Source organism: Caulobacter sp. SRI_008 (genome assembly GCF_057586355.1).
In genome coordinates this window covers 1-23,428 of the sequence record NZ_JBYCZS010000031.1, presented here as the reverse complement: position 1 = coordinate 23,428, position 23,428 = coordinate 1, and the positions used below count along the sequence as shown (strand labels likewise).

The 23,428-nt window shown below is 67.2% G+C and carries 13 protein-coding genes and 1 pseudogene; 11 read left to right on the top strand and 3 right to left on the bottom strand.

The genetic code is table 11. The annotated features are described in order from the left end of the window. Window positions 1-233: 233 nt before the first annotated feature. The 3 genes from rplJ to AC2YHT_RS22490 all read left to right on the top strand — a co-directional run bounded on the left by rplJ (window position 234) and on the right by AC2YHT_RS22490 (window position 3,864). A complete protein-coding gene (rplJ, locus tag AC2YHT_RS22500; protein WP_110117853.1) occupies window positions 234-752 on the top strand; it encodes a 50S ribosomal protein L10 in 519 nt (172 codons plus the stop codon). A 46-nt stretch (window positions 753-798) separates the two neighbouring features. Then, on the top strand, window positions 799-1,179 hold the full coding sequence (rplL, locus tag AC2YHT_RS22495; RefSeq protein ID WP_487292085.1) for a 50S ribosomal protein L7/L12: 381 nt from the start codon (window positions 799-801) through the stop codon (window positions 1,177-1,179). 330 nt (window positions 1,180-1,509) lie between these two features. Then, window positions 1,510-3,864: a glycoside hydrolase family 31 protein gene (locus tag AC2YHT_RS22490; protein ID WP_487292084.1), complete on the top strand. Its 2,355-nt coding sequence runs from the start codon at window positions 1,510-1,512 to the stop codon at window positions 3,862-3,864. A gap of 65 nt (window positions 3,865-3,929) precedes the next feature. Here the strand turns inward: AC2YHT_RS22490 and AC2YHT_RS22485 are convergent. Together AC2YHT_RS22485 and AC2YHT_RS22480 are read right to left on the bottom strand one after the other, a co-directional pair. Further along, window positions 3,930-4,037, bottom strand: a pseudogene (locus AC2YHT_RS22485) (hypothetical protein); the annotation flags it as partial. Between the two features lie 13 nt (window positions 4,038-4,050). Next, window positions 4,051-5,790: a tetratricopeptide repeat protein gene (locus AC2YHT_RS22480; RefSeq protein ID WP_487292083.1), complete on the bottom strand. Its 1,740-nt coding sequence runs from the start codon at window positions 5,788-5,790 to the stop codon at window positions 4,051-4,053. Between the two features lie 354 nt (window positions 5,791-6,144). Here AC2YHT_RS22480 and rpoB point away from each other — a divergent pair, with 354 nt between their 5' ends. The 5 genes from rpoB to AC2YHT_RS22455 all read left to right on the top strand — a co-directional run bounded on the left by rpoB (window position 6,145) and on the right by AC2YHT_RS22455 (window position 19,176). After that, entirely contained in the window at window positions 6,145-10,215 is a 4,071-nt protein-coding gene (gene rpoB / locus AC2YHT_RS22475) for a DNA-directed RNA polymerase subunit beta (protein WP_110121629.1), read from the top strand. A gap of 99 nt (window positions 10,216-10,314) precedes the next feature. Then, entirely contained in the window at window positions 10,315-14,505 is a 4,191-nt protein-coding gene (gene rpoC, locus AC2YHT_RS22470) for a DNA-directed RNA polymerase subunit beta' (RefSeq protein ID WP_487292082.1), read from the top strand. Between the two features lie 119 nt (window positions 14,506-14,624). Next, window positions 14,625-15,146, top strand: a complete 522-nt coding sequence (locus AC2YHT_RS22465; protein WP_487292081.1) for a hypothetical protein — start codon at window positions 14,625-14,627, stop codon at window positions 15,144-15,146. 117 nt (window positions 15,147-15,263) lie between these two features. Continuing rightward, window positions 15,264-17,060 (top strand): methyl-accepting chemotaxis protein, encoded by a 1,797-nt coding sequence (locus AC2YHT_RS22460; RefSeq protein WP_487292080.1) that lies wholly within the window; start codon window positions 15,264-15,266, stop codon window positions 17,058-17,060. Window positions 17,061-17,181: 121 nt separating this feature from the next. Next, a complete protein-coding gene (locus AC2YHT_RS22455; protein ID WP_487292079.1) occupies window positions 17,182-19,176 on the top strand; it encodes an alpha/beta hydrolase family protein in 1,995 nt (664 codons plus the stop codon). Window positions 19,177-19,181: 5 nt separating this feature from the next. On the opposite strand, the gene AC2YHT_RS22450 is transcribed toward AC2YHT_RS22455, so the two are convergent. Continuing rightward, window positions 19,182-19,916 carry a hypothetical protein gene (locus tag AC2YHT_RS22450; RefSeq protein ID WP_487292078.1) on the bottom strand — a complete coding sequence of 245 codons (735 nt, stop codon included), beginning with the start codon at window positions 19,914-19,916 and terminating at the stop codon, window positions 19,182-19,184. A 343-nt stretch (window positions 19,917-20,259) separates the two neighbouring features. On the opposite strand from AC2YHT_RS22450, the gene rpsL reads away from it, so the two are divergent. The 3 genes from rpsL (at window position 20,260) to fusA (ending at window position 23,311) form a co-directional block, all read left to right on the top strand. Next, the gene (gene rpsL / locus AC2YHT_RS22445; RefSeq protein WP_058350131.1) at window positions 20,260-20,631 is read left to right on the top strand and encodes a 30S ribosomal protein S12; all 372 of its coding nucleotides are present in this window, start codon (window positions 20,260-20,262) and stop codon (window positions 20,629-20,631) included. A 13-nt stretch (window positions 20,632-20,644) separates the two neighbouring features. Beyond that, window positions 20,645-21,118, top strand: a complete 474-nt coding sequence (rpsG, locus tag AC2YHT_RS22440) for a 30S ribosomal protein S7 (protein ID WP_007661568.1) — start codon at window positions 20,645-20,647, stop codon at window positions 21,116-21,118. Window positions 21,119-21,232: 114 nt separating this feature from the next. Next, window positions 21,233-23,311 (top strand): elongation factor G, encoded by a 2,079-nt coding sequence (gene fusA / locus AC2YHT_RS22435; protein ID WP_110121625.1) that lies wholly within the window; start codon window positions 21,233-21,235, stop codon window positions 23,309-23,311. Window positions 23,312-23,428 lie beyond the last annotated feature (117 nt).

Genomic DNA, 23,428 nt, shown 5'->3' with positions numbered 1-23,428 from the left:
TGCGGGGCGCGGGGTCACCAGCGCCATAATCGAGGAAGAGCCCTTCCTCGCCGTCGGGAGACAGGGATAGAGACGCCAAGACCGCCTTCCTCGTGACGTCAGTCCGAGTCAGGTGCGCGGCCGACTTTCCTTGGAACAGGCTGATGCAACTCGCGCGCGGGAGCAATTCCGCATGGGACGAGCATCTGGCTGCCGGAATGGTCCGGCCGCCTGCAACTGAGTAGGAGACCGCAATGGACCGCGCTCAAAAGCAGGAATCGATCGAGTCGCTGAAAAGCGTCTTCGCCGATGCCGGCGCTGTCGTCGTGACCCACTATACGGGTCTGACCGTTGCGGAAATGACCGACCTTCGTCTTCGCCTCCGCAAGGAAGGCGCCGCGATCAAGGTTGTGAAGAACACCCTGGCTCTGAAGGCTCTCGACGGCAAGCTCGGTGAAAAGGGCGACACGCTCTTCACCGGTCCGGTCGCCATCGCCTTCGGCCCGGACGCCGTCTCGGCCGCGAAGATCGCGGTGCAGTTCGCCAAAGAAAACGACAAGCTCAAGATTGTCGGTGGCGTTCTGGACCAGACCAACGTGCTCGACGAAGCCGGCGTGCGTGCTCTGGCGACCCTGCCGTCGCTGGACGAACTGCGTGGCAAGCTCATCGGCCTCATCCAGGCTCCGGCGACCAAGATCGCTGGCGTCCTGCAGGCCCCGGCTGCCCAGCTGGCTCGCGTTTTCAACGCCTACGCGACCAAAGACGCCGCGTAACGGTCATCCCCGCAAATCTATCCCAATCTCTCTAAGGAACTGACACATGTCGAAGCTCGAAAAGCTGGTCGAAGAACTGTCCACCCTGTCGGTGCTGGAAGCCGCTGAACTCTCGAAGCTGCTGGAAGAAAAGTGGGGCGTCTCGGCCGCCGCTCCGGTCGCCGTCGCCGCCGCTGGTGGTCCGGCCGCTCCGGTTGAAGCCGCTGAAGAGCAAACCGAATTCACCGTCGTCCTGCTGGACGGTGGCGACAAGAAGATCAACGTCATTAAGGAAGTCCGCGGCGTCCGTCCGGACCTCGGCCTGAAGGAAGCCAAGGACCTGGTCGAAGGCGTTCCGCAGAACGTCGTCGAAAACGTTTCGAAGCAGCAGGCCGACGAAGTCGCCAAGAAGCTGACCGAAGCCGGCGCCAAGGTCCAAGTGAAGTAATCCGGTTCCGCGTCGCCTGACGCGGATCTGGTCTTCATGACCTTACGAGACGGGCCCGGAGGGAAACCTCCGGGCCCGTTTTCGTTTTCCAGATCCCTCTCCCCTTGCGGGAGAGGGTGGCCTCGCGAAGCGAGGTCGGGTGAGGGGTCTCTCAGAACCGCCCGCGCGACCCCTCATCCGTCGGCTTCGCCGCCACCTTCTCCCGCAAGGGGAGAAGGACCCCCGGGAGCTCATTCCTCCCATCAATCACACCCTTGCCTTGACCTTCGCCGCGCCCGCCACTACGCCAGCACCAGGAAATGATAGCGGTAACTTAGTGGAGGAAATCGCATGGCTTGGCTGAACGGAGCGCGTCGACGCGCCCTGGCTTCTGGTCTGGTTTCGGGTCTGGCCCTGAGCGCCGCCGCCGGCCTCGCCGTCGCGGCCCCGACCACCACGGTCGACCGCAACGGCTCCTACGTCTCGGTTGAGACCTACGCCCCCAACGTCATCCGCGTGACCATCAGCCAGGACAAGGACCTGGCCAAGGCCGCCCCGGGCTACGGGATCAACGGCCAACCCAGCGACAAGGGCTGGCGCCACGACCAGAAGGCCGGCGCCGACGTCTTCACCTCCGCCGAGCTGTCGCTGGAAGTCGTCGCCCAGCCGTGGCCCGGCGCACCCAGCCTGCAGGAGCGCTATTTCGCCCCGTCGCTGCCGCCGGTCTCGATCAAGGTGCGCAAGGCCGACGGGACCTCGCTGGTCGACATGAACGGCTGGGAGCTGTCGCCCCACGTCGTCAGCGGCGAGAAGACCTACCGCGCCGGCGCCACCTTCTCGACCACGGCCGACGAGCACTTCTACGGCCTGGGCCAGAACCAGGAGTCGGAAGGCGCGCTCGACCTGCGCGGCCGCACTATCGACTGCAAGCACGACTACGACGCCCCGCACGGCGAGACGGTCTGCGTGCCGTTCCTGGTGACCAGCAAGGGCTATGGCATCCTCTGGGACAACCCGTCGGCCACCAAGATCTATCCGGGCGTCAACGGCCGCACCCTGTGGCAGTCCAACGTCGGCGAGCGGGTGTCGTTCTTCGTCATCACCGGCAAGACCACCGACGAGATCTACGCCGGCTACCGCGCCCTGACCGGCGTCACCCCGCTGCCGCCCAAGGCCGCCTTCGGCTACATCCAGTCCAAGGCCCGCTACGAGACCCAGGCCGAGTTCATGGCCGTGGCCGACGGCTACCAGAAGCGCGGCCTGCCGCTCGACATCATGGTGCTGGACTGGTTCCACTGGACGCGGATGGGCCAGATCGACATCGATCCGACCGCCTTCCCCGACCCCAAGGGCATGAACAAGACGCTGCATGACCGCGGCGTGCAGACCATCATCAGCGTGTGGCCCCGCTTCGAGCAGGAAGGCCGCTACTTCAACTACATGGCCGACAAGGGCTATTTCCTGAAGGACGCCGACGGCAAGGTCGTCGACGGCCTGCCGTTCCGCAGCGACCGCACCGGCGCCCTGATCGACACCACCAACCCCGAGGCCCGCGACTGGTTCTGGGGCAAGATCCGCGACAACATCCTCTCTCAGGGCTTCGACTGGCTGTGGCTGGACGAGACCGAGCCGGACCTGGTGCCGTCGGGCTACTACTTCCACGCCGGCACGGGCGACCGCGTCCGTAACGCCTTCCCGCTGATGCACACCCAGCTGGCCGCCGACGGCTCGCGCCGCGACCGTCCGGACAAGCGCAACCTGATCCTGGCCCGCGCCGCCTACACCGGCGCCCAGCGCAACGGCTCGCTGTTCTGGTCGTCCGACATCTCGCCGACCTGGGAAGTGCTCAAGCGCCAGGTGCCGACGGGCCTGAACTTCACCGCCTCGGGCCTGGCCTACTGGGGCAACGACATCGGCGGCTGGCAGTGGCTGCCGCAAACCACGACGGCGACCAAGCCGCCGCTGCTCGACCCGTCCGACGCCCGCGCCGTGGTCGGCCAGAACAACGACTATCCGGAACTCTTCACCCGCTGGTTCCAGTACGGCGTCTTCACCCCGACCCTTCGCGTGCACGGCATGCGCAAGGAGACCGAGCTGTGGTCGTTCGGCAAGGAGGCCGAAACCGTCCTGACCAAGTACGTCCGCCTGCGCTACGCGCTGATGCCGTACCTCTACTCGATGGGCAAGACGACCTACGACACCGGCGCGCCCTTCATGCGCGGCCTGTTCATGGACTTCCCGAACGATCCGAAGGTTGCAAACATCGGCGACCAGTACATGTTCGGCCCGGCCTTCCTGGTGGCTCCGGTCACCGACCAGGGCGTCACCGAGCGCGACGTCTACCTGCCGGCCGGCGCCGACTGGTACGACTACTGGACCAACCAGAAGTTCACCGGCGGTCAGACGATCCGCGTGAAGGCCCCGATCGACACCATCCCGCTGTTCGTCCGCGCCGGCTCGATCGTGCCGATGGGCGGGCCGATCCTCAACACCAGCCAGCCCCAGGCCATCAGCGCCGTGAAGGTCTGGCCGGGCCGCGACGCCGAGTTCTCGCTCTACGACGACGACGGCGTCACCAACGCCTACGAGAAGGGCGTCGGCAAGACGGTCAAGCTGCGCTGGGACGACAAGGCCGGCAAGCTCACCGCCACCGGCGACAAGGCCCTGGCGGCCCAGGCCCAGGCCGCCGTCCAGGTGGTGAAGTAAGAGGCGAAGAGGGGAGGGCGGAAACGTCCTCCCCTTTTTCTTGGAGGGAAGCGCCGCTCATGAGCCCCTCTCCCAGAGGGAGAGGGAGGGGCCCGCCGCGAAGCGGTGGGAGGGTGAGGGGTTACGAGGTCGGACGATGTGCCGGCGCTCCGTCAGACGCCGTAACCCCTCACCCCAACCCTCTCCCTATGGGAGAGGGAGCGAGCCCGCCGCCACCCGCTCCGCCAACGCCTTCGCCACTTCTTCCAGCCTCGGCCCCCAGTCATCCGCCCCCTCCGGCGCGAAGGCCCGCACGTTCGGGTACCAGGGGCAGCCGCCCGTCCCCAGCAGTGGCCAGAGCGGGTTGGAGGCGAGGATCCAGGTTTCGACGCCGCAGGCCGCCGCCAGGTTGCTGGTCGCGGTCATCGGACCGATCATCATGTCGAGCGCGTAGGTCAGGGCCATGACGCCCTCCAGGTCCTGCATCAGGTCCAGACCCGGCGGCTGGTGGATCTCCAGCCCCGCCGCGGCGGCCCGAGCCAGCTCCGGCCCGGGCTCGCCGTACTGCAGATTGACGAACACCGCGCCCGGCGTGCGCAGCACCGGCGTCCAGGCCTCGAACGGGGCGAAGCGGCGGTTGCGCAGGCCGTGCATCAGCCGGCTGCGCCACATGAAGCCGATCTTGCGGCCGGGGCCCAGGCTCTCCAGCCACTCGCGCCAATGGGCCAGCCGGTCGGGATCGGGCGACAGGAAGGCGCGCGGGGCGAAACAGTCGGTCGTCGGCCGCAGCAGCGGCAGCAGGGCGCCCATCGGGGCCCAGGCGTCGTGCTCGTCGCCGGCGTCCGGGACGCCGCGGGTCACGCGGCCGGCCAGGCTCGTGCTGGCGTGGGCGGCCACCTTCACGCCGGGAAAGGCGCGGGCGAACAGCGAGACGAGGCGCGGCTCCACCGCCAGGGTCAGGCGGCCGGCGGGGCCGAGGGCGGCCAGCAGGTCCGGCAGCATCGAGCCGAACAGCACCTCGTCGCCCAGGCCCTGCTCGCCGACCAGCAGCAGCGAAAGGCCGCGCAGGGGCCGCGCCGGCGTCCAGCGCTCGCCGGCAATGTCGAAGGCCATGGCTTCGCGGCGTTCGGGCAGCAGGCGGGCGGCGTAGTCGTTCCAGCCGCCGGCCAGGTCGCCCAGGCACAGTTGGGCGAAGGCCCGGGTCATCCGCACCGAGGCGGCCTGCGGCGGAGTAGGGGCGGCGGCCAGGGCGGCGTCGCAGGCGGCCAGGGCGCCTGCCGCGTCGCCGACGTCGAGCCGGGCGATGGCGGCGTTGGCCAGCACCGGAACCTCGCGCGGACCCAGGCGCGCGGCCTCGTCATGGAACACCTGGGCGTCCTCGTCGTCGCCGCGCTGGGTGGCGATCGAGCCCAGCAGGCTCCAGAGGTTGGGATCCTCGGGCGCGCGGACCATCGCTTCACGCACCACCTGCAGGGCGTCGTCGAATCGGTCGAGGTCGCGCAGGGCGCTGGCCAGGTCCTGAGCGTCGGCCAGGTCGCCCGGCGCGGCGGCGCGCACCCGGACCAGGAGATCCGCCGCCATCGCCGGCTGGCCCAGCCGCCGGGCCAGGCGGGCCAGGTCGCGCACGCCGTCGGCGTCGTCTGGCCACAGCTTGTGGGCGGCCTGATAGGCGGTGAAGGCCTTGGGCAGCTGGCCGGCCCGCTCATAGACCAGGCCCAGCAGGCGCAGGGCCAGCGGTCCGCCGTGCGGGGCCGCGGCCATGGCCTTCCTCTCGGCGGCCTGGAAATCGCCGGCCGCCAGGTCGGAACTGGCGGCGATCATCAGCTTGCGCGGAACGGGCGAAACCTCGTCGATCCGGTCGGCGATCCGTTGCATCGGCGAGACCAGGGTGGTCGAGGCGTCGGGCGGGGAGAGGCGCCTGAGGGACGGCTGGGCGGCGGCGGGCATGGCGATCCTTCGTCCCCGGAAGGGGGCTGAGCGGGCGTATCCCTGCTGAAACGAAGCGACGCCGTCGAATGGGGCGCTATTTCCCCCTTTCCATCCGCGTTTCGATCCCCTATATCCGCCCGTTCACGAAGACATTTCGGCGGAGTGCGTCCACGCACGTCCGCTCTTCAACGCCCCGAGGCGCGATCAGCCGCCCTCCGATCCGCGCGAAGGGGCGCCCATCGAGCTTCCGGTCCCGGTCGCTCGCTAGGGGAATTCCAGCGTCCGACGCTCTCCGACCAGGGGAGCGGCGAGGGTGGACGCCGAGGCATTCGAATTCACGCGCGGATTCCGTCCGCGCCGCAGGGAAAAAACATGGCGCAATCCTTCACCGGCAAGAAGCGGATCCGGAAGTCGTTCGGCCGCATCCCCGAAGCTGTGCAGATGCCGAACCTCATCGAGGTTCAGCGCTCCTCCTACGAGCAGTTCCTTCAGCGCGAGGTCCGTCCGGGCCAGCGTCGCGACGAAGGCGTCGAGGCGGTCTTCAAGTCGGTGTTCCCGATCAAGGACTTCAACGAGCGCGCCGTGCTCGAATACGTCTCGTACGAATTCGAAGAGCCGAAGTACGACGTCGAAGAGTGCATTCAGCGCGACATGACCTTCGCCGCGCCGCTGAAGGTCAAGCTGCGCCTGATCGTGTTCGAAACCGAAGAAGAAACCGGCGCCCGGTCCGTCAAGGACATCAAGGAGCAGGACGTCTACATGGGCGACATCCCGCTCATGACCGACAAGGGCACCTTCATCGTCAACGGCACCGAGCGCGTCATCGTCTCGCAGATGCACCGCTCGCCGGGCGTGTTCTTCGACCACGACAAGGGCAAGACCCACGCCTCGGGCAAGCTGCTGTTCGCCGCCCGCGTGATCCCGTACCGCGGCTCGTGGCTCGACTTCGAGTTCGACGCCAAGGACATCGTCTACGTCCGCATCGACCGCCGCCGCAAGCTGCCGGCCACGACCTTCCTCTATGCCCTGGGCATGGATGGCGAAGAGATCCTGACCACGTTCTACGACGTCGTCCCGTTCGAAAAGCGCGCGGGCGGCTGGGCCACCCCGTACAAGGCCGAGCGCTGGCGCGGCGTGAAGCCGGAAGTCGCCCTGGTCGACGCCGACACGGGTGAGGAAATCGCTCCGGCCGGCACCAAGATCAGCGCCCGCAACGCCAAGAAGTTCGCCGACGCCGGCCTGAAGACCCTGCTGCTCGGTCCGGAAGCCCTGACCGGCCGCTACCTGGCCCGCGACGCCGTCAACTTCGAGACCGGCGAGATCTACGCCGAAGCCGGCGACGAGCTGGACGTCCCGACGATCCAGGCCCTAGCCGACCAAGGCTTCGACACCATCGACGTGCTCGACATCGACCACGTCACGGTCGGCGCCTACATGCGCAACACCCTGCGCGTCGACAAGAACGCCGTCCGCGAAGACGCGCTGTTCGACATCTACCGCGTCATGCGTCCGGGCGAGCCGCCGACGGTTGAAGCCGCCGAAGCGATGTTCAAGTCGCTGTTCTTCGACGCCGAGCGCTACGACCTGTCGTCGGTCGGCCGCGTGAAGATGAACATGCGTCTCGAGCAGGAAGTCTCGGACGAAGTCCGCGTCCTGCGCAAGGAAGACGTCCTGGCCGTGCTGAAGCTGCTGGTCGGCCTTCGCGACGGCCGCGGCGAAATCGACGACATCGACAACCTCGGCAACCGCCGGGTGCGTTCGGTCGGCGAGCTGCTGGAAAACCAATACCGCGTCGGCCTGCTCCGCATGGAACGGGCGATCAAGGAACGCATGTCGTCGGTCGATATCGACACCGTCATGCCGCACGACCTGATCAACGCTAAGCCGGCGGCCGCCGCCGTCCGCGAATTCTTCGGCTCCTCGCAGCTGTCGCAATTCATGGACCAGACGAACCCGCTGTCGGAAATCACCCACAAGCGTCGTCTCTCGGCCCTCGGCCCGGGCGGTCTGACCCGCGAACGCGCCGGCTTCGAAGTCCGCGACGTTCACCCGACCCACTACGGCCGGATCTGCCCGATTGAAACGCCGGAAGGCCCGAACATCGGTCTGATCAACTCGCTCGCCACCCACGCCCGCGTGAACAAGTACGGCTTCATCGAGAGCCCGTACCGTCGCGTGAAGGACGGCAAGCCGATGGACGAAGTCGTCTACATGTCGGCGATGGAGGAATCCAAGCACGTCATCGCCCAGTCGAACATCAAGGTCGTCGAAGGCGAGATCCTCGAAGACCTGGTTCCGGGCCGCATCAACGGCGAACCGACCCTCCTGCAAAAGGAGACGGTGGACCTGATGGACGTGTCGCCGCGCCAAGTCGTGTCGGTGGCCGCCGCCCTGATCCCGTTCCTGGAAAACGACGACGCCAACCGCGCCCTCATGGGTTCGAACATGCAGCGTCAGGCCGTGCCGCTCGTCCAGTCGGACGCCCCGCTCGTGGGCACCGGCATGGAAGCGGTCGTGGCTCGTGACTCGGGCGCCGTGGTCATCGCCAAGCGCACCGGCGTCGTCGAGCAGATCGACGGCACCCGTATCGTCGTGCGCGCCACCGAAGAAACCGACGCGGCCCGCTCGGGCGTCGACATCTACCGGATGTCGAAGTTCCAGCGCTCGAACCAGTCGACCTGCATCAACCAGCGTCCGCTGGTCCGTGTGGGCGACAAGATCAGCGCCGGCGACATCATCGCCGACGGTCCGTCGACGGAGCTGGGCGAACTGGCCCTGGGCCGCAACGCGCTCGTCGCGTTCATGCCCTGGAACGGTTACAACTTCGAAGACTCGATCCTGATCTCCGAGCGCATCGTCCGTGACGACGTCTTCACCTCGATCCACATCGAGGAATTCGAAGTCATGGCCCGCGACACCAAGCTCGGTCCGGAAGAAATCACCCGCGACATCCCGAACGTCGGCGAGGAAGCCCTGCGCAACCTCGACGAAGCCGGCATCGTGGCCATCGGCGCCGAAGTCCAGCCGGGCGACATCCTGGTCGGTAAGGTCACGCCGAAGGGCGAAAGCCCGATGACTCCGGAAGAGAAGCTGCTGCGCGCCATCTTCGGCGAGAAGGCTTCCGACGTCCGCGACACCAGCCTGCGCCTGCCCCCGGGCGTCGCCGGCACGATCGTCGACGTGCGCGTGTTCAACCGTCACGGCGTCGATAAGGACGAACGCGCCCTGGCGATCGAACGCTCGGAAATCGACCGTCTGGGCAAGGACCGCGACGATGAGTTCGCGATCCTGAACCGCAACATCTCGGGCCGCCTGAAGGACCTGCTGATCGGCAAGAACGCGCTGTCGGGCCCGAAGGGCCTGTCGCGCGGCGAGATCACCGCTGAAGGCCTGGCCTCGGTGGCCTCGGGCCTGTGGTGGCAGATCGCTCTCGACGACGAGAAGGCGATGGGCGAACTGGAAAGCCTGCGCCGTCTGTTCGACGAGAACCGCAAGCGCCTCGACCGTCGTTTCGAGGACAAGGTCGACAAGCTGCAGCGCGGCGACGAACTGCCCCCGGGCGTCATGAAGATGGTCAAGGTCTTCGTGGCCGTGAAGCGCAAGCTTCAGCCGGGCGACAAGATGGCCGGCCGTCACGGCAACAAGGGCGTCATCTCGCGCATCCTGCCGATCGAGGACATGCCGTTCCTCGCCGACGGCACCCACGTGGATCTCGTGCTGAACCCGCTGGGCGTGCCTTCGCGCATGAACGTCGGTCAGATCTTCGAAACCCACCTGGGCTGGGCCTGCGCCAACCTCGGCAAGCAGATCACCGGTCTGCTCGAGGACTGGCAGCACGGCGGTCAGAAGGACGCCCTGGTCCAACGTCTGCGTGACGTCTACGGCCCGGACGAAGAGCTGCCGGACACCGAGGAAGACCTGGTCGAGCTGGCCAAGAACCTGGGCAAGGGCGTTCCGATCGCCACCCCGGTGTTCGACGGCGCCCGGATCGAGGACATCGAGAGCCATCTCGAAATGGCCGGCGTCAACGCGTCGGGTCAGTCGATCCTGTTCGACGGCACCACCGGCGAGCAGTTCAAGCGTCCGGTCACGGTCGGCTACATCTACATGCTGAAGCTGCACCACCTGGTCGACGACAAGATCCACGCCCGTTCGATCGGTCCGTACTCGCTGGTCACCCAGCAGCCGCTGGGCGGCAAGGCCCAGTTCGGCGGTCAGCGCTTCGGGGAAATGGAAGTGTGGGCTCTGGAAGCCTACGGCGCGGCCTACACCCTGCAGGAAATGCTGACGGTGAAGTCCGACGACGTGGCCGGCCGGACCAAGGTCTACGAGTCGATCGTCCGCGGCGACGACACGTTCGAAGCCGGTATCCCGGAAAGCTTCAACGTGCTGGTCAAGGAAATGCGCTCGCTCGGCCTGAACGTCGAGCTGGAGAACAGCTGATCCGGATCTCCCTCTCCCGCCTGAAGGCGGGGGAGGGGCCCTCCATCAGCCGCTCTCTGACTTAGAATTTTCGCGGGTAGTCCCGCAGAAGGAACCAAGATGAACCAGGAAGTCCTGAACATCTTCAATCCGGTCCAGGCCACGCCGACCTTCGACCAGATCCGCATCTCGCTCGCCTCGCCGGAAAAGATCCGTTCGTGGTCGTTCGGCGAGATCAAGAAGCCCGAGACCATCAACTACCGCACGTTCAAGCCCGAGCGTGACGGCCTGTTCTGCGCCCGTATCTTTGGCCCGACCAAGGACTACGAATGCCTGTGCGGCAAGTACAAGCGCATGAAGTACAAGGGCATCATCTGCGAAAAGTGCGGCGTGGAAGTCACCCTCGCCCGCGTTCGCCGTGAGCGCATGGGCCACATCGAGCTGGCCTCGCCGGTCGCTCACATCTGGTTCCTGAAGTCGCTGCCCTCGCGCATCGCCATGATGCTCGACATGCCGCTGAAGGACATCGAGCGCGTCCTGTACTTCGAATACTACATCATCACCGAGCCGGGCCTGACCCCGCTGAAGCAGCACCAGCTGCTGTCGGAAGATGACTACATCCGCGCTCAGGACGAGTACGGCGACGACAGCTTCACCGCCGAGATCGGCGCCGAGGCCGTCCAGAACCTGCTGAAGGCCATCGACCTCGAAAAAGAGGCCGAGCGTCTGCGCGAGGAACTGGCCGGCACCGTGTCGGACATGAAGCAGAAGAAGTTCAGCAAGCGCCTGAAGATCCTGGAAGCCTTCCAGGAGTCGGGCAATCGTCCCGAGTGGATGGTGCTGACGGTCGTTCCGGTCATCCCGCCGGAACTGCGCCCGCTGGTGCCGCTGGACGGCGGCCGCTTCGCCACGTCCGACCTGAACGACCTCTATCGCCGGGTCATCAACCGTAACAACCGCCTCAAGCGCCTGATCGAGCTGCGCGCGCCCGACATCATCATCCGCAACGAAAAGCGGATGCTGCAGGAATCGGTCGACGCCCTGTTCGACAACGGCCGTCGCGGTCGCGTCATCACGGGCGCCAACAAGCGCCCGCTGAAGTCGCTGGCCGACATGCTGAAGGGCAAGCAAGGCCGCTTCCGTCAGAACCTGCTCGGCAAGCGCGTCGACTACTCGGGCCGTTCGGTCATCGTCGTGGGTCCGGACCTGAAGCTGCACGAGTGCGGCCTGCCCAAGAAGATGGCGCTCGAGCTGTTCAAGCCGTTCATCTACGCGCGCCTGGACGCCAAGGGCCTGTCGGGCACCGTCAAGCAGTCCAAGCGCATGGTCGAGCGCGAACAGCCCCAGGTGTGGGACATCCTCGAAGAGGTGATCCGCGAGCACCCGGTGCTGCTGAACCGCGCCCCGACGCTCCACCGTCTGGGCATCCAGGCGTTCGAGCCGAAGCTGATCGAGGGCAAGGCCATCCAGCTGCACCCGCTGGTCTGCGCCGCGTTCAACGCCGACTTCGACGGCGACCAGATGGCCGTGCACGTCCCGCTGAGCCTGGAAGCTCAGCTGGAAGCGCGCGTCCTGATGATGTCGACCAACAACATCCTGTCGCCCGCCAACGGTCGCCCGATCATCGTGCCGTCGCAGGACATCGTCCTGGGTCTGTACTACCTGTCGGTCGCTCGCGAAGGTGAGCCGGGCGAAGGCAAGATCTTCTCGGACCTGGGCGAAATCGAAGCGGCCATGGACGCCGGCGTCGTGTCGCTGCACGCCAAGATCAAGTCGCGCTTCACCGAAGTGGAAGCCGATGGCGTGGCGCGTCGCCGCGTGATCGACACCACCCCGGGCCGCATGAAGATCGCCGCCCTGCTGCCGCGCCACCCCGCGATCGGTCACCGACTGATCGAGAAGGCGCTGACCAAGAAGGAAATCGGCAACCTCATCGACATCGTCTACCGCCACTGCGGTCAGAAGGCGACGGTGATCTTCGCCGACCAGGTCATGGGCCTGGGCTTCAAGGAAGCCGCCAAGGCCGGCATCTCGTTCGGCAAGGACGACATCATCATTCCGAAGCGCAAGGAAGCGATCGTCGCCGAGACGCGCGCCCTGGCCGAGGAATATGAGCAGCAGTACGCCGACGGTCTGATCACCAAGGGTGAGAAGTACAACAAGGTCGTCGACGCCTGGGCCAAGGCCACCGATCGCGTCGCCGACGAGATGATGGCCGAGCTGCAGACCAAGCATAAGGACGAGAACGGCCGCGAGAAGGAAATCAACGCCATCTACATGATGGCCCACTCCGGCGCCCGTGGTTCGCAAGCCCAGATGAAGCAGCTGGGCGGCATGCGCGGCCTGATGGCCAAGCCCTCCGGCGAGATCATCGAGACCCCGATCGTCTCGAACTTCAAGGAAGGCCTGACCGTTCAGGAGTACTTCAACTCCACCCACGGCGCCCGTAAGGGTCTGGCCGACACCGCGCTGAAGACGGCCAACTCGGGTTACCTGACCCGTCGTCTGGTCGACGTCGCGCAGGACTGCATCATCGTCGAGGAAGACTGCGGCACCACGAAGGGCATCACCCTGCGCGCCGTGGTCGAAGGCGGCGACGTGCTGGTCTCGCTGGGCACCCGCGTCCTGGGCCGCTTCACGGCCGAGGACGTCAAGGATCCGGCGACCGGCGAGCTGGTCGCTCCGGCCGACACCTATATCGACGAGAACATGGCCGACGCCATCGAGGCGGCGGCTGTCCAGTCGGTGAAGGTCCGCTCGGTCCTGACCTGCGAAGCCAAGATCGGCGTCTGCGGCGCCTGCTACGGCCGCGACCTGGCCCGCGGCACCCCGGTCAACATCGGTGAAGCTGTCGGCGTCATCGCCGCCCAGTCGATCGGTGAGCCGGGCACGCAGCTGACCATGCGTACGTTCCACATCGGCGGCACGGCCCAGGTGGCCGAGCAGTCGTTCTTCGAAAGCAGCAACGACGGCGTGGTCCGCGTGACCGGCGCCACCGTGATCGGTTCGGACGGCCAGCTGGTCGTCATGAGCCGCAACACGGCCGTGAGCGTGCTGGTCGACGGCAAGGAACGCGAAAACTACAAGCCGCCTTACGGCGCTCGCCTGAAGATCAAGGACGGCGACACCGTCAAGCGCGGCCAGCGCCTGGCCGACTGGGACCCCTACACCACGCCGATCATCACCGAAGTCGGCGGCCGCATCCGCGCCGAAGACCTGGTGGACGGCTTCTCGGTCCGCGAAGAAGTCGACGAAGCGACGGGCATCGCCCAGCGCGTCATCGCCGACTGGCGCGCGTCGGCCCGCGGTTCGGACCTGCGTCCGGCCATGGGCGTGCTGGCCGAGGACGGCTCGTACAAGCGTCTGTCGAACGGCGGCGAGGCTCGCTACCTCCTGTCGGTCGGCGCCATTCTCTCGGTGGCCGACGGCGACGAAGTGAAGCCGGGTGAGGTCATCGCCCGTATCCCGACCGAAGGCGCCAAGACCCGGGACATCACCGGCGGTCTGCCGCGCGTCGCCGAACTCTTCGAAGCCCGCCGTCCGAAGGACTGCGCGGTCATCGCGGAAATGGACGGCCGTGTCGAATTCGGCAAGGATTACAAGAACAAGCGCCGCATCAAGATCACCCCGGAAGTCGACGCAGACGGCAACCAGGGCGAAGCGGTCGAGTTCCTGATCCCGAAGGGCAAGCACATCGCGGTGCATGATGGCGACTTCATCACGCGCGGCGAGTACATCATCGACGGCAACCCGGATCCGCACGACATCCTGCGCATCCTGGGCGTCGAAGCTCTGGCCAACTTCCTCGTCGACGAGATCCAGGAGGTCTATCGTCTGCAGGGCGTGCCGATCAACGACAAGCACATCGAGACGATCGTTCGTCAGATGCTGCAGAAGGTCGAGATCCTCGAGCCCGGCGACACCGGCCTTATCAAGGGCGACCACCTCGATAAGCCGGACTTCGACAAGGAACAGGAAAAGGCGATCGCCCGCGGCGGCCGTCCGGCTGTGACCCAGCCGGTGCTGCTCGGCATCACCAAGGCCTCGCTGCAGACCAAGAGCTTCATCTCGGCCGCGTCGTTCCAGGAAACGACCCGCGTCCTGACCGAAGCCTCGGTGCACGGCAAGACCGACACCCTGGAAGGCCTGAAGGAAAACGTCATCGTGGGTCGTCTGATCCCCGCTGGTACGGGTTCCTACCTGCGCAGCCTGCAGCGCGTCGCCGCCAAGCGCGACGAGCAGCTGGCCCAGCAGCGCGAAGAAGCGATGGAGCCGCTGCCGGCCGAGATCGCGCTCTCCGACGCCGAGTAATCGGCGGGTCGACGACCTTACAGGTTGTGCTAGACAAGGAGCGGTCGGGGAAACCCGGCCGCTCTTTTGTTTTGCCGTAAGCCCCAGGGCGGGGGCGGGCGCAGCGTCGGGGGACGTCGATGGTTCGCAGTGTTTGGGTCGCCGCCGCGTGCGTGGCGCTGTCCATGGCCGCCTGCGCGCCCAAGCCGGTTCCCGAGCCCAAGCCCTCCGACGACTTCGCCGCCGCCGACAAGGCCTTCGTCGACGAGACCGCGGCCAAGATCACCAAGAGCTTCGAGCGGCCCGAGATGGTGATGTTCCGCAATCCGGTGATCAGCCAGTCCGAGCGCGGCAAGGCCCTGTGCGTCGACGCCGCCGAGCCCGAACAGGCCTGGACCGGCATGATCGCGGTCAAGACGCCCGGCGCGGCCGGCTACATCATCCACCGCGCCGGCGACAACCTCTCGCCCAAGGCCCGCAAGCAGTGCCCGGCCCTGGTCCTCAAGTACATGGATGAGCCCAAGACCGACTGGTACGAGGCCGAGGTGGCGATCACCCAGGCCGGTTGCGCCAATCTGGATCCGCGCTACTGGCGGGCCTGGAAGCGCTACTGCAACGGCGCCCTGACCACCCCGACGGCCAAGGCCACGCCGGCGGCCTGACGCAACCTCGAATAGAACGCGGGAATGTAAAAAGACTCGCGTTATTTCAGCGCGTTAAATGAAATTTCAGTCGGTACGGGTGAGAACAGGGCAAATTCCTCCCTTCGCCCGGACCCCATGCGCTCGGATATTTCCACCAAGGTCAGCCTGACCATCGCCGCCGCCTTCGCCGTCCTGCTGGCCGGCCTGCTGGGCGTCGTCGCCTGGAGCTCCCTCGGCTTCGCCAAGCGCCAGGCCGTGGCCCAGCAGGAAACCAGCATGCGCGTGGCCTGGGACGTCATCGGCCGCCAGGGCCAGACGTTCCGCCGCGAGGGCGACCAGCTGTTCGTCGGCGACCACGCCCTGAATGGCGATCTGGCCGGCGTCGATCGGGTCAAGGCCCTGGCCGGGGGCGTGGCCACCGTGTTCATGGGCGACACCCGCATCACCACCAATGTCGAGAAGCCCGACGGCTCGCGCGCGGTCGGCACCACCCTGGCCAAGGGTCCGGTCTATGACGCCGTGCTCGGTCGCGGCGAGGCCTATCGCGGCGAGACCCAGATCCTCAAGCGCGCCTATTTCGTCGCCTACGACCCGATCAAGGACGCCTCGGGCCAGGTGATCGGCGTGATGTTCGTCGGCGTGCCCAAGGCCGACTATTTCGGTCCCGTCTATCGCCAGCTCGGCTGGCTGGGCGCGGCCGGCCTGGTGCTGGGTCTGGCCGGCGGCGTCGCCTCGGTCCTGACCGTGCGCCGCCAGCTGTCGCCGCTGAAGACCCTGCGCGAGGCCATGGCCCGGCTGATGAAGGGCGACCTGTCGGTGGCCCTGCCTTTCGCCGGCCGCCGCGACGACATCGGGCTGATGGCCGACGCCGTCCACGCCTTCCGCGACGACGCCGAAGCCAAGCAGCGCATCGAGGCCGACGCCGCCAGCCACCGCGACCAGAGCGAGGCCGAGCGCGCCGCCGCCCAGGCTCGCGACGCCCGCGCCGCCCGCGAGCAGGGCGTGGTCGTCGACAGCCTGGCCCAGGGTCTGGAGCGCCTGTCGAACGGCGACCTGACCGTCCGCCTCGATCAGCCCTTCGCCCACGACTACGAGGGCTTGCGCCGCGACTTCAACCAGGCCGTCGAGCGCCTGGAGACGGCCATGAGCGCCGTCGTCGACGCCGTCGGCGCCCTGAACACCGGGGCCGGCAATATCGCCGACGCCTCGTCCGACATCTCCGACCGCACCGAGCAGCAGGCCGCCAGCCTGGAAGAGACCGCCGCTGCCCTGGACGAAGTCACCGTCACCGTCCGCCGCACCGCCGAGGGCGCCCGCGGGGCCCACGAGGCCGTCCGCGAAGCCCAGGCCGAAGCCGGCCGCTCGCGCTCGGTGGTCCAGGACACCATCGCGGCCATCGGCGGCGTCGAAGCCTCGTCGCGCCAGGTCGGCCAGATCGTCGGCGTGATCGACGAGATCGCTTTCCAGACCAACCTCCTGGCGCTCAACGCCGGGGTCGAAGCGGCTCGCGCCGGCGACGCCGGCAAGGGCTTCGCCGTCGTCGCCCAGGAAGTCCGCGCGCTGGCCCAGCGCTCGGCCGAGGCGGCCAAGGAGATCAAGGTCCACATCGCCGACTCCGCCCGTCAGGTCGAAGCCGGGGTCAAACTGGTCGGCCGCACCGGCGAGGCGCTGCAGAAGATCGTCGCCCAGGTCGAGGCCATCGACGGCATCGTCAGCGAGATCGCCGCCGGCGCCCAGGAACAGTCGGCGGGCCTCTCGCAGGTCAATACCGCCGTCAACCAGATGGACCAGGGCGCCCAGCGCAACGCCGCCCTGATCAGCCGCTCGGCAGGCGACAGCCGCAATCTCGTCTCGGCCGCCGACGAACTGTCGGGCCTGGTCGCCCGCTTCCGCACCACGCCGGCCTCGGCTTCGTTCCGCCGGGCTGGTTGAGCGCCGGGCGGAGATAAAGCTTCACCTTGCGCTTGACGGCGCTCCGGCCACTCGCTCTGAGTGCGATCGCTCCCGGGTGTGTCGCCTGGGGCGAGTGATCTCTGTCGGGGCGTTGGGGCGTATGACGAAGCGTATGGTGTGGGGCGTGGCCGCGGTTCTGGCGGCCTTGGGGCAGACCGCGAGCGCTCAGACGCCCCCCGCCTCGGCCTTCGGCCGGCTGCCGGCCGTGCAGATGGTGTCGATGTCGCCGGCCGGCGACAAGCTGGCCATCCTCGGCGGCGCGCCGGCCGCGCGCACGGTCCGCTTCGCGACCATCGACCAGGCGGGTGAAGCCGTCCTCACCCTGGGCGACATCCAGACCGTCGGCGTGCGCTGGGTCAGCCAGGACTACGCCCTGGTCCGCACCGCCATCTGGAAGCGCGTCGGCGCGCGCAACGCCTACCGGTTCGAGCGCAACGTCGTCGTCGACTCCAAGGGCAAGATCGTCAGCAGCCTGCTCGAGGGCGAGACCGCCTCGGCCTACGCCATCAGCCAGCCCGTGCTCGGCGTCGTCGAGGGCGACAAGCCCAAGGTCCTGGTGCAGGGCCTCGACTACATCCCCACGCCCGAAGGCAATCTCGGCACCCGGCTGGTCCGCAAGGAAGCCGTCAATCCGCTGGTCCAGACCCTGTTCCGCGCCGACGTGGTCAAGGGCCGCGGCGAGATCGCCGAGCGCGGCTCGCCCGACACCACCACCTGGGACGTCGACCGGGCCGGCGAGGCGCGCGTGCGCATCGACCAGGACATGCTCAGGCACGACTTCAAGCTGCTGGTGCGCGCCAAGGGCCAGAGGAACTGGCGCACGCTGGTCGCCACCGACAGCGAGGAGGATATCCGCACCTATCTCGGCTATTCCGACGCCGAGGACGCCGTCTACATGGTGCAGGCCGCGCCCGATGGCGCTAGCCAGGTCGTGCGCATCCGCCTGGCCGACGGGACGACCGAGCCGCGCGGCAAGCCGATCCTGGGCTCCGACATCGGCGTGGTCTGGGATCCGGCCCTGACCACGCCGGTGGCGATCGTCTCGGGCCGCGAGCGGCCGGTCTACGAATGGCTGGACCCGCAGGTCGGCGCCGTCCACGGCGCCCTGAGCCGCGCCTTCAAGGGCCAGGACGTGTCGCTGACCGGCTGGTCGCGCGATCGCGTGCGTTTCGTGGCGCGCGTCGCCTCGCCCGGCTCGCCGCCCGTCTGGTACCTGTTCGACAAGGCCCGCAAGGAGATTTCTCCCCTCGGCGAGGCCTATCCGGAGCTCAAGGACGCGCCGCTGGGTCAGACCCGCTGGCTGACCTACAAGGCTCGCGACGGCCTGGAGATCCCGGCCTATCTGACCCTGCCGCCGGGCGCGCCGCCCGAAGGCGGCAAGCTGCCGCTGATCGTCCTGCCGCACGGCGGTCCGGCCTCGCGCGACGGCTACGACTTCGACTGGTGGGCGCAGTTCCTGGCCACGCGCGGCTATGCGGTGCTGCAGCCGCAGTTCCGCGGCTCGGCCGGCTTCGGTAGGACCTTCGAGAAGGCCGGCGAGCGCGAGTGGGGCGGCAAGATCCAGACCGACCTGCTGGACGGCGTCGCCCAGCTGGCCAAGGACGGCGTGGTCGATCCGGCCCGCGTCTGCATCGTCGGGGCCAGCTTCGGCGGCTATTCGGCCCTGGCCGGAGCCACGCTGAACCCGACCGCCTATCGCTGCGCGGTGTCGGTCAACGGCGTCTCGGACCTGCCGCAGATGCTGGGCGAGACGGTCACCGCCTATGGCGGCGCCTCCGACAGCCTGCGCTACTGGCGCAGCCAGATGGGCACGACCTTCAAGGACCCCGCCGCCCTGACCTCGGTCTCGCCGGCCCGTCAGGTGGGCAAGGCCACCCCGCCGGTGCTGCTGGTCTGGGGCGATCAGGACACCACTGTCGCCCCGGCCCAGTCCGAGCGCATGCGCGACGCCCTGACGGCCGCCGGCCGCCCGGTGCGCAGCGTCGTGCTGGAGGGCGACGACCACTACCTCTCCACCTCGGCCACGCGGACGAAGATGCTGGAGGCGGTCGAGGCCTTCCTGGCGCAGAACCTGCCGGTCAAGCCGGCCGGCTGATCGCGCTAGTTCCTGGGCCGGCCCAGGGCGTCCGTGCCCGGCAGGCCCAGGGGGATCTCCTTCATCTTGCCCAGGCCGTCGCGGCTGCGATGGTCGACGCCCATGCCCATCGGCGACTCCCGATAGCGCCTGTCGGCCTCCTGCCGGGCGGCCTGCTGGTCGAAGCCGGCGCGCTTGGCCGCCTCGATCGGGGCGGCGTATTCCGGGGCCTTGCGCGCGGCCTCGCCCCAGCGCTCGTCGCAGCGCTCCTCCTCGCGACGGTTGAGGCCGACGGCGCGGGCGTTGGCGCAGCCGGTCCCGCTGCCGCGCAGGGCCGTCCTGGCGTCGCCGCCGGGCTGGGCGGCGGGCAGGGGCGCGGGATGCTCGGCGTTCCCGCGTCCGCGCGCGTCCGTCGCCGGCGCCGCCACGAAGGGGGAGGGGGCGATTCCCGCCGGGGCCGGCCGCCGGGCCTCGCGCGGATTCGCCAGGGGCGAAGCGGGGGCTGAAGAGGCGGCCGCGGCCGGGGTTTCGACGGCCTCGCGGGGCCGCTCGCGCGGGGGCGGACTGACCAGGTCGATGGTCACCGTCGAGACCGCGTCCAGGTCGGGGAACACCGCCCGCACCGGCAGGGCCAGCCAGGCCAGGACCAGCAGGTGCAGCGCCGCCGACCCGCCGGCCAGCGCCCAGAACCGCTTGTCGCGCCTGGGTTCGCTCCGTAGATCCAGCAGGCGTGTTATGGACGGCGCGGCGGCTTGGACCACGAATGACTCGGCGAACAAGGACGGGTTGTGAAGCGAGGCTGGCGATCGCCTATGGCGAAAGCGTGGCCCTCTAAACGCTCCATTAACCGACGCGGAAGCCGGCGATTGACGTGGAGCGCCTTCGCGAGTAGGTTCCGCGCTCTTTTCGAGGTGGGTCTTGCGCCCGTCCTGATGAGCGTCCGTCCATAAACCGACGGCAGGCCCGCCGGAACGCTTTCCGCGTCCCGGCGAGTTTCGTGTTTATCGGGTCTCCAACCGGAGCCTTGAAGCCGGAAAGAAGAACAACAAGGACCCTGAAGCGCCTCGGCCGAAAGGCACACGCTTCCATCAGAGCAGAGACTTAATGCCTACCGTCAACCAGCTCATCCGCAAGCCGCGCTCTCCGAAGCCGGTCCGGAACAAGGTGCCCGCCCTGAAGGGCTGCCCCCAACGTCGCGGCGTCTGCACCCGCGTCTACACGACGACCCCGAAGAAGCCGAACTCGGCTCTGCGTAAGGTCGCCAAGGTCCGTCTGACCACCGGCATCGAAGCCGTGTGCTACATCCCGGGCGAAGGCCACAACCTGCAGGAGCACTCGGTGGTGCTCATCCGCGGCGGCCGCGTCAAGGACTTGCCCGGCGTCCGCTACCACATCCTGCGCGGCGTCCTCGACACCCAAGGTGTCAAGGATCGTAAGCAGCGTCGTTCGCTCTACGGCGCCAAGCGTCCGAAGTAAGGAATAGAAGAAGATGTCCCGCCGCCGTCGCGCCGAGAAACGCCAAGTCCTGCCGGATCCCAAGTTTGGGGACCTGATCGTCACGAAGTTCATGAACTACGTGATGTACGAGGGCAAAAAAGCCGTCGCTGAAAACATCATCTATGGTGCTTTCGACATCCTGGAAAACAAGCGCAAGGACCAAGGTCCGCTTGAGACCTTCCACTCCGCCCTGGACAACGTCGCCCCGGCGATCGAAGTCCGGTCGCGCCGCGTCGGCGGCGCCACCTATCAGGTGCCCGTGGAAGTCCGTCCGGACCGTCGTCGCGCCCTGGCCATCCGTTGGCTGGTGACCGCCGCTCGCAAGCGCGGCGAAAACACCATGACCGAAAAGCTGGCTGGTGAGCTCCTCGACGCTTCCAACAACCGCGGCACCGCGGTGAAGAAGCGCGAAGACACCCACAAGATGGCTGAAGCCAACCGGGCCTTCTCGCACTACCGCTGGTAAGCTTTCTTACCAGCACTCTTTCAGGCGCGGGCGGTTTGCGATAAACCGCCCGCGCCGCACGTTTAAATCCCGGTCGTGTCCGTCAGGGCCGTCCCGTTTCGCAGAGCGATCGCTATGCCCCGCACGCATAAAATCGAAGACTACCGCAACTTCGGCATCATGGCCCACATCGACGCGGGCAAGACGACGACGACCGAGCGGATCCTGTATTACACCGGTAAGTCGCACAAGATCGGCGAAGTCCACGACGGCGCCGCGACCATGGACTGGATGGAGCAGGAGCAAGAGCGCGGCATCACCATCACGTCGGCCGCGACGACCGCTTTCTGGAACGACAAGCGCCTCAACATCATCGACACCCCCGGGCACGTCGACTTCACCATCGAAGTCGAGCGCAGCCTGCGCGTTCTCGACGGCGCCGTGACGGTGCTGGACGGCAACGCCGGCGTCGAGCCGCAGACCGAAACCGTCTGGCGCCAGGCCGACAAGTACCGCGTGCCGCGTATCGTGTTCGTCAACAAGATGGACAAGATCGGCGCCGACTTCGACAAGTCGGTCGAGTCGATCCGCGACCGCCTCGGCGCCAAGGCCGTGCCGATCCAATTCCCGATCGGTTCGGAATCGAACCTGAAGGGCCTCGTGGACCTGGTCCGCATGAAGGCCGTGGTCTGGGACAACGACGGCCTGGGCGCGACCTACCGCGACGAAGAAATCCCGGCCGACCTGCTGGACAAGGCCGTGGAAGCCCGCGCCTATCTGGTCGAGAACGCCGTCGAGCTCGATGACGACGCGATGGAAGCCTATCTGGGCGGCGAAGAGCCCTCGGAAGAAACCATCAAGAAGTGCATCCGCAAGGCCGTGCTGAACGGCGCGTTCTACCCGATCCTCTGCGGCTCGGCCTTCAAGAACAAGGGCGTGCAGCCCCTGCTGGACGCCGTCGTCGACTACCTGCCGTCGCCGCTGGACATCCCGCCGACCAAGGGCATCGACTTCAAGACCGAAGAAGAAATCACCCGCAAGGCCTCGGACGAAGAGCCCCTGTCGGTTCTGGCGTTCAAGATCATGGACGACCCCTTCGTCGGTTCGCTGACCTTCTGCCGCCTGTACTCGGGCAAGATGGAAACCGGCATGAGCCTGCTGAACTCGACGCGCGACAAGCGCGAGCGGGTCGGCCGCATGCTGCTCATGCACTCCAACAACCGCGAAGACATCAAGGAAGCCTACGCCGGCGACATCGTCGCCCTGGCCGGCCTCAAGGACACCCGCACGGGCGACACCCTGTGCGATCCGCTGAAGTCGCCGGTGATCCTGGAGCGCATGGAATTCCCGGCGCCCGTCATCGAGATCGCCGTCGAGCCCAAGTCGAAGGCCGACCAGGAGAAGCTGGGCGTCGCCCTGCAGAAGCTGGCCGCCGAAGATCCGTCCTTCACCGTCTCGACCGACTTCGAAAGCGGCCAGACGATCCTGAAGGGCATGGGCGAACTGCACCTGGACATCAAGATCGACATCCTGAAGCGGACCTACAAGGTCGAAGCCAACATCGGCGCGCCGCAGGTTGCCTATCGTGAATCGCTGGGCCGCAAGGTCGACATCGACTACACCCACAAGAAGCAGACCGGTGGTACGGGCCAGTTCGCCCGCGTCATGATCACCTTCGAGCCGGGCGAGCCGGGTTCGGGCTTCATCTTCGAAAGCGCCATCGTCGGCGGCGCCGTGCCGAAGGAATACATCCCGGGCGTCCAGAAGGGCCTGGAATCGGTCAAGGACAACGGCCTGCTGGCCGGCTTCCCGCTGATCGACTTCAAGGCGACCCTGACGGACGGCAAGTACCACGACGTCGACTCGTCGGTCCTGGCCTTCGAAATCGCCTCGCGCGCCGCCTTCAAGGAACTGCGCGAAAAGGGCAGCCCCAAGCTGCTCGAGCCGATCATGAAGGTCGAGGTCGTGACCCCGGAAGAGTACCTGGGTTCGGTCATCGGCGACCTGAACAGCCGTCGCGGCATGATCCAGGGTCAAGACATGCGCGGTAACGCGACGGTCGTGAACGCCTTCGTTCCGCTGGCCAACATGTTCGGTTACGTGAACACCCTGCGGGGCATGTCGCAAGGCCGCGCCCAGTTCAGCATGGTCTACGATCACTACGAGCCGGTGCCGCAGCACGTCGCCGACGAAGTGATCAAGAAGTACGCCTAAGCGTTTCGTCCCCGGACGACACGTTTAGCGGAAGAGTAGGGCGGGTCCTTTTGGGATCCGCCCGCCCAAACCCCAGAAGTTCAACCAACGGCCCCTCTGGGGTCCTGGAGCTAAGAA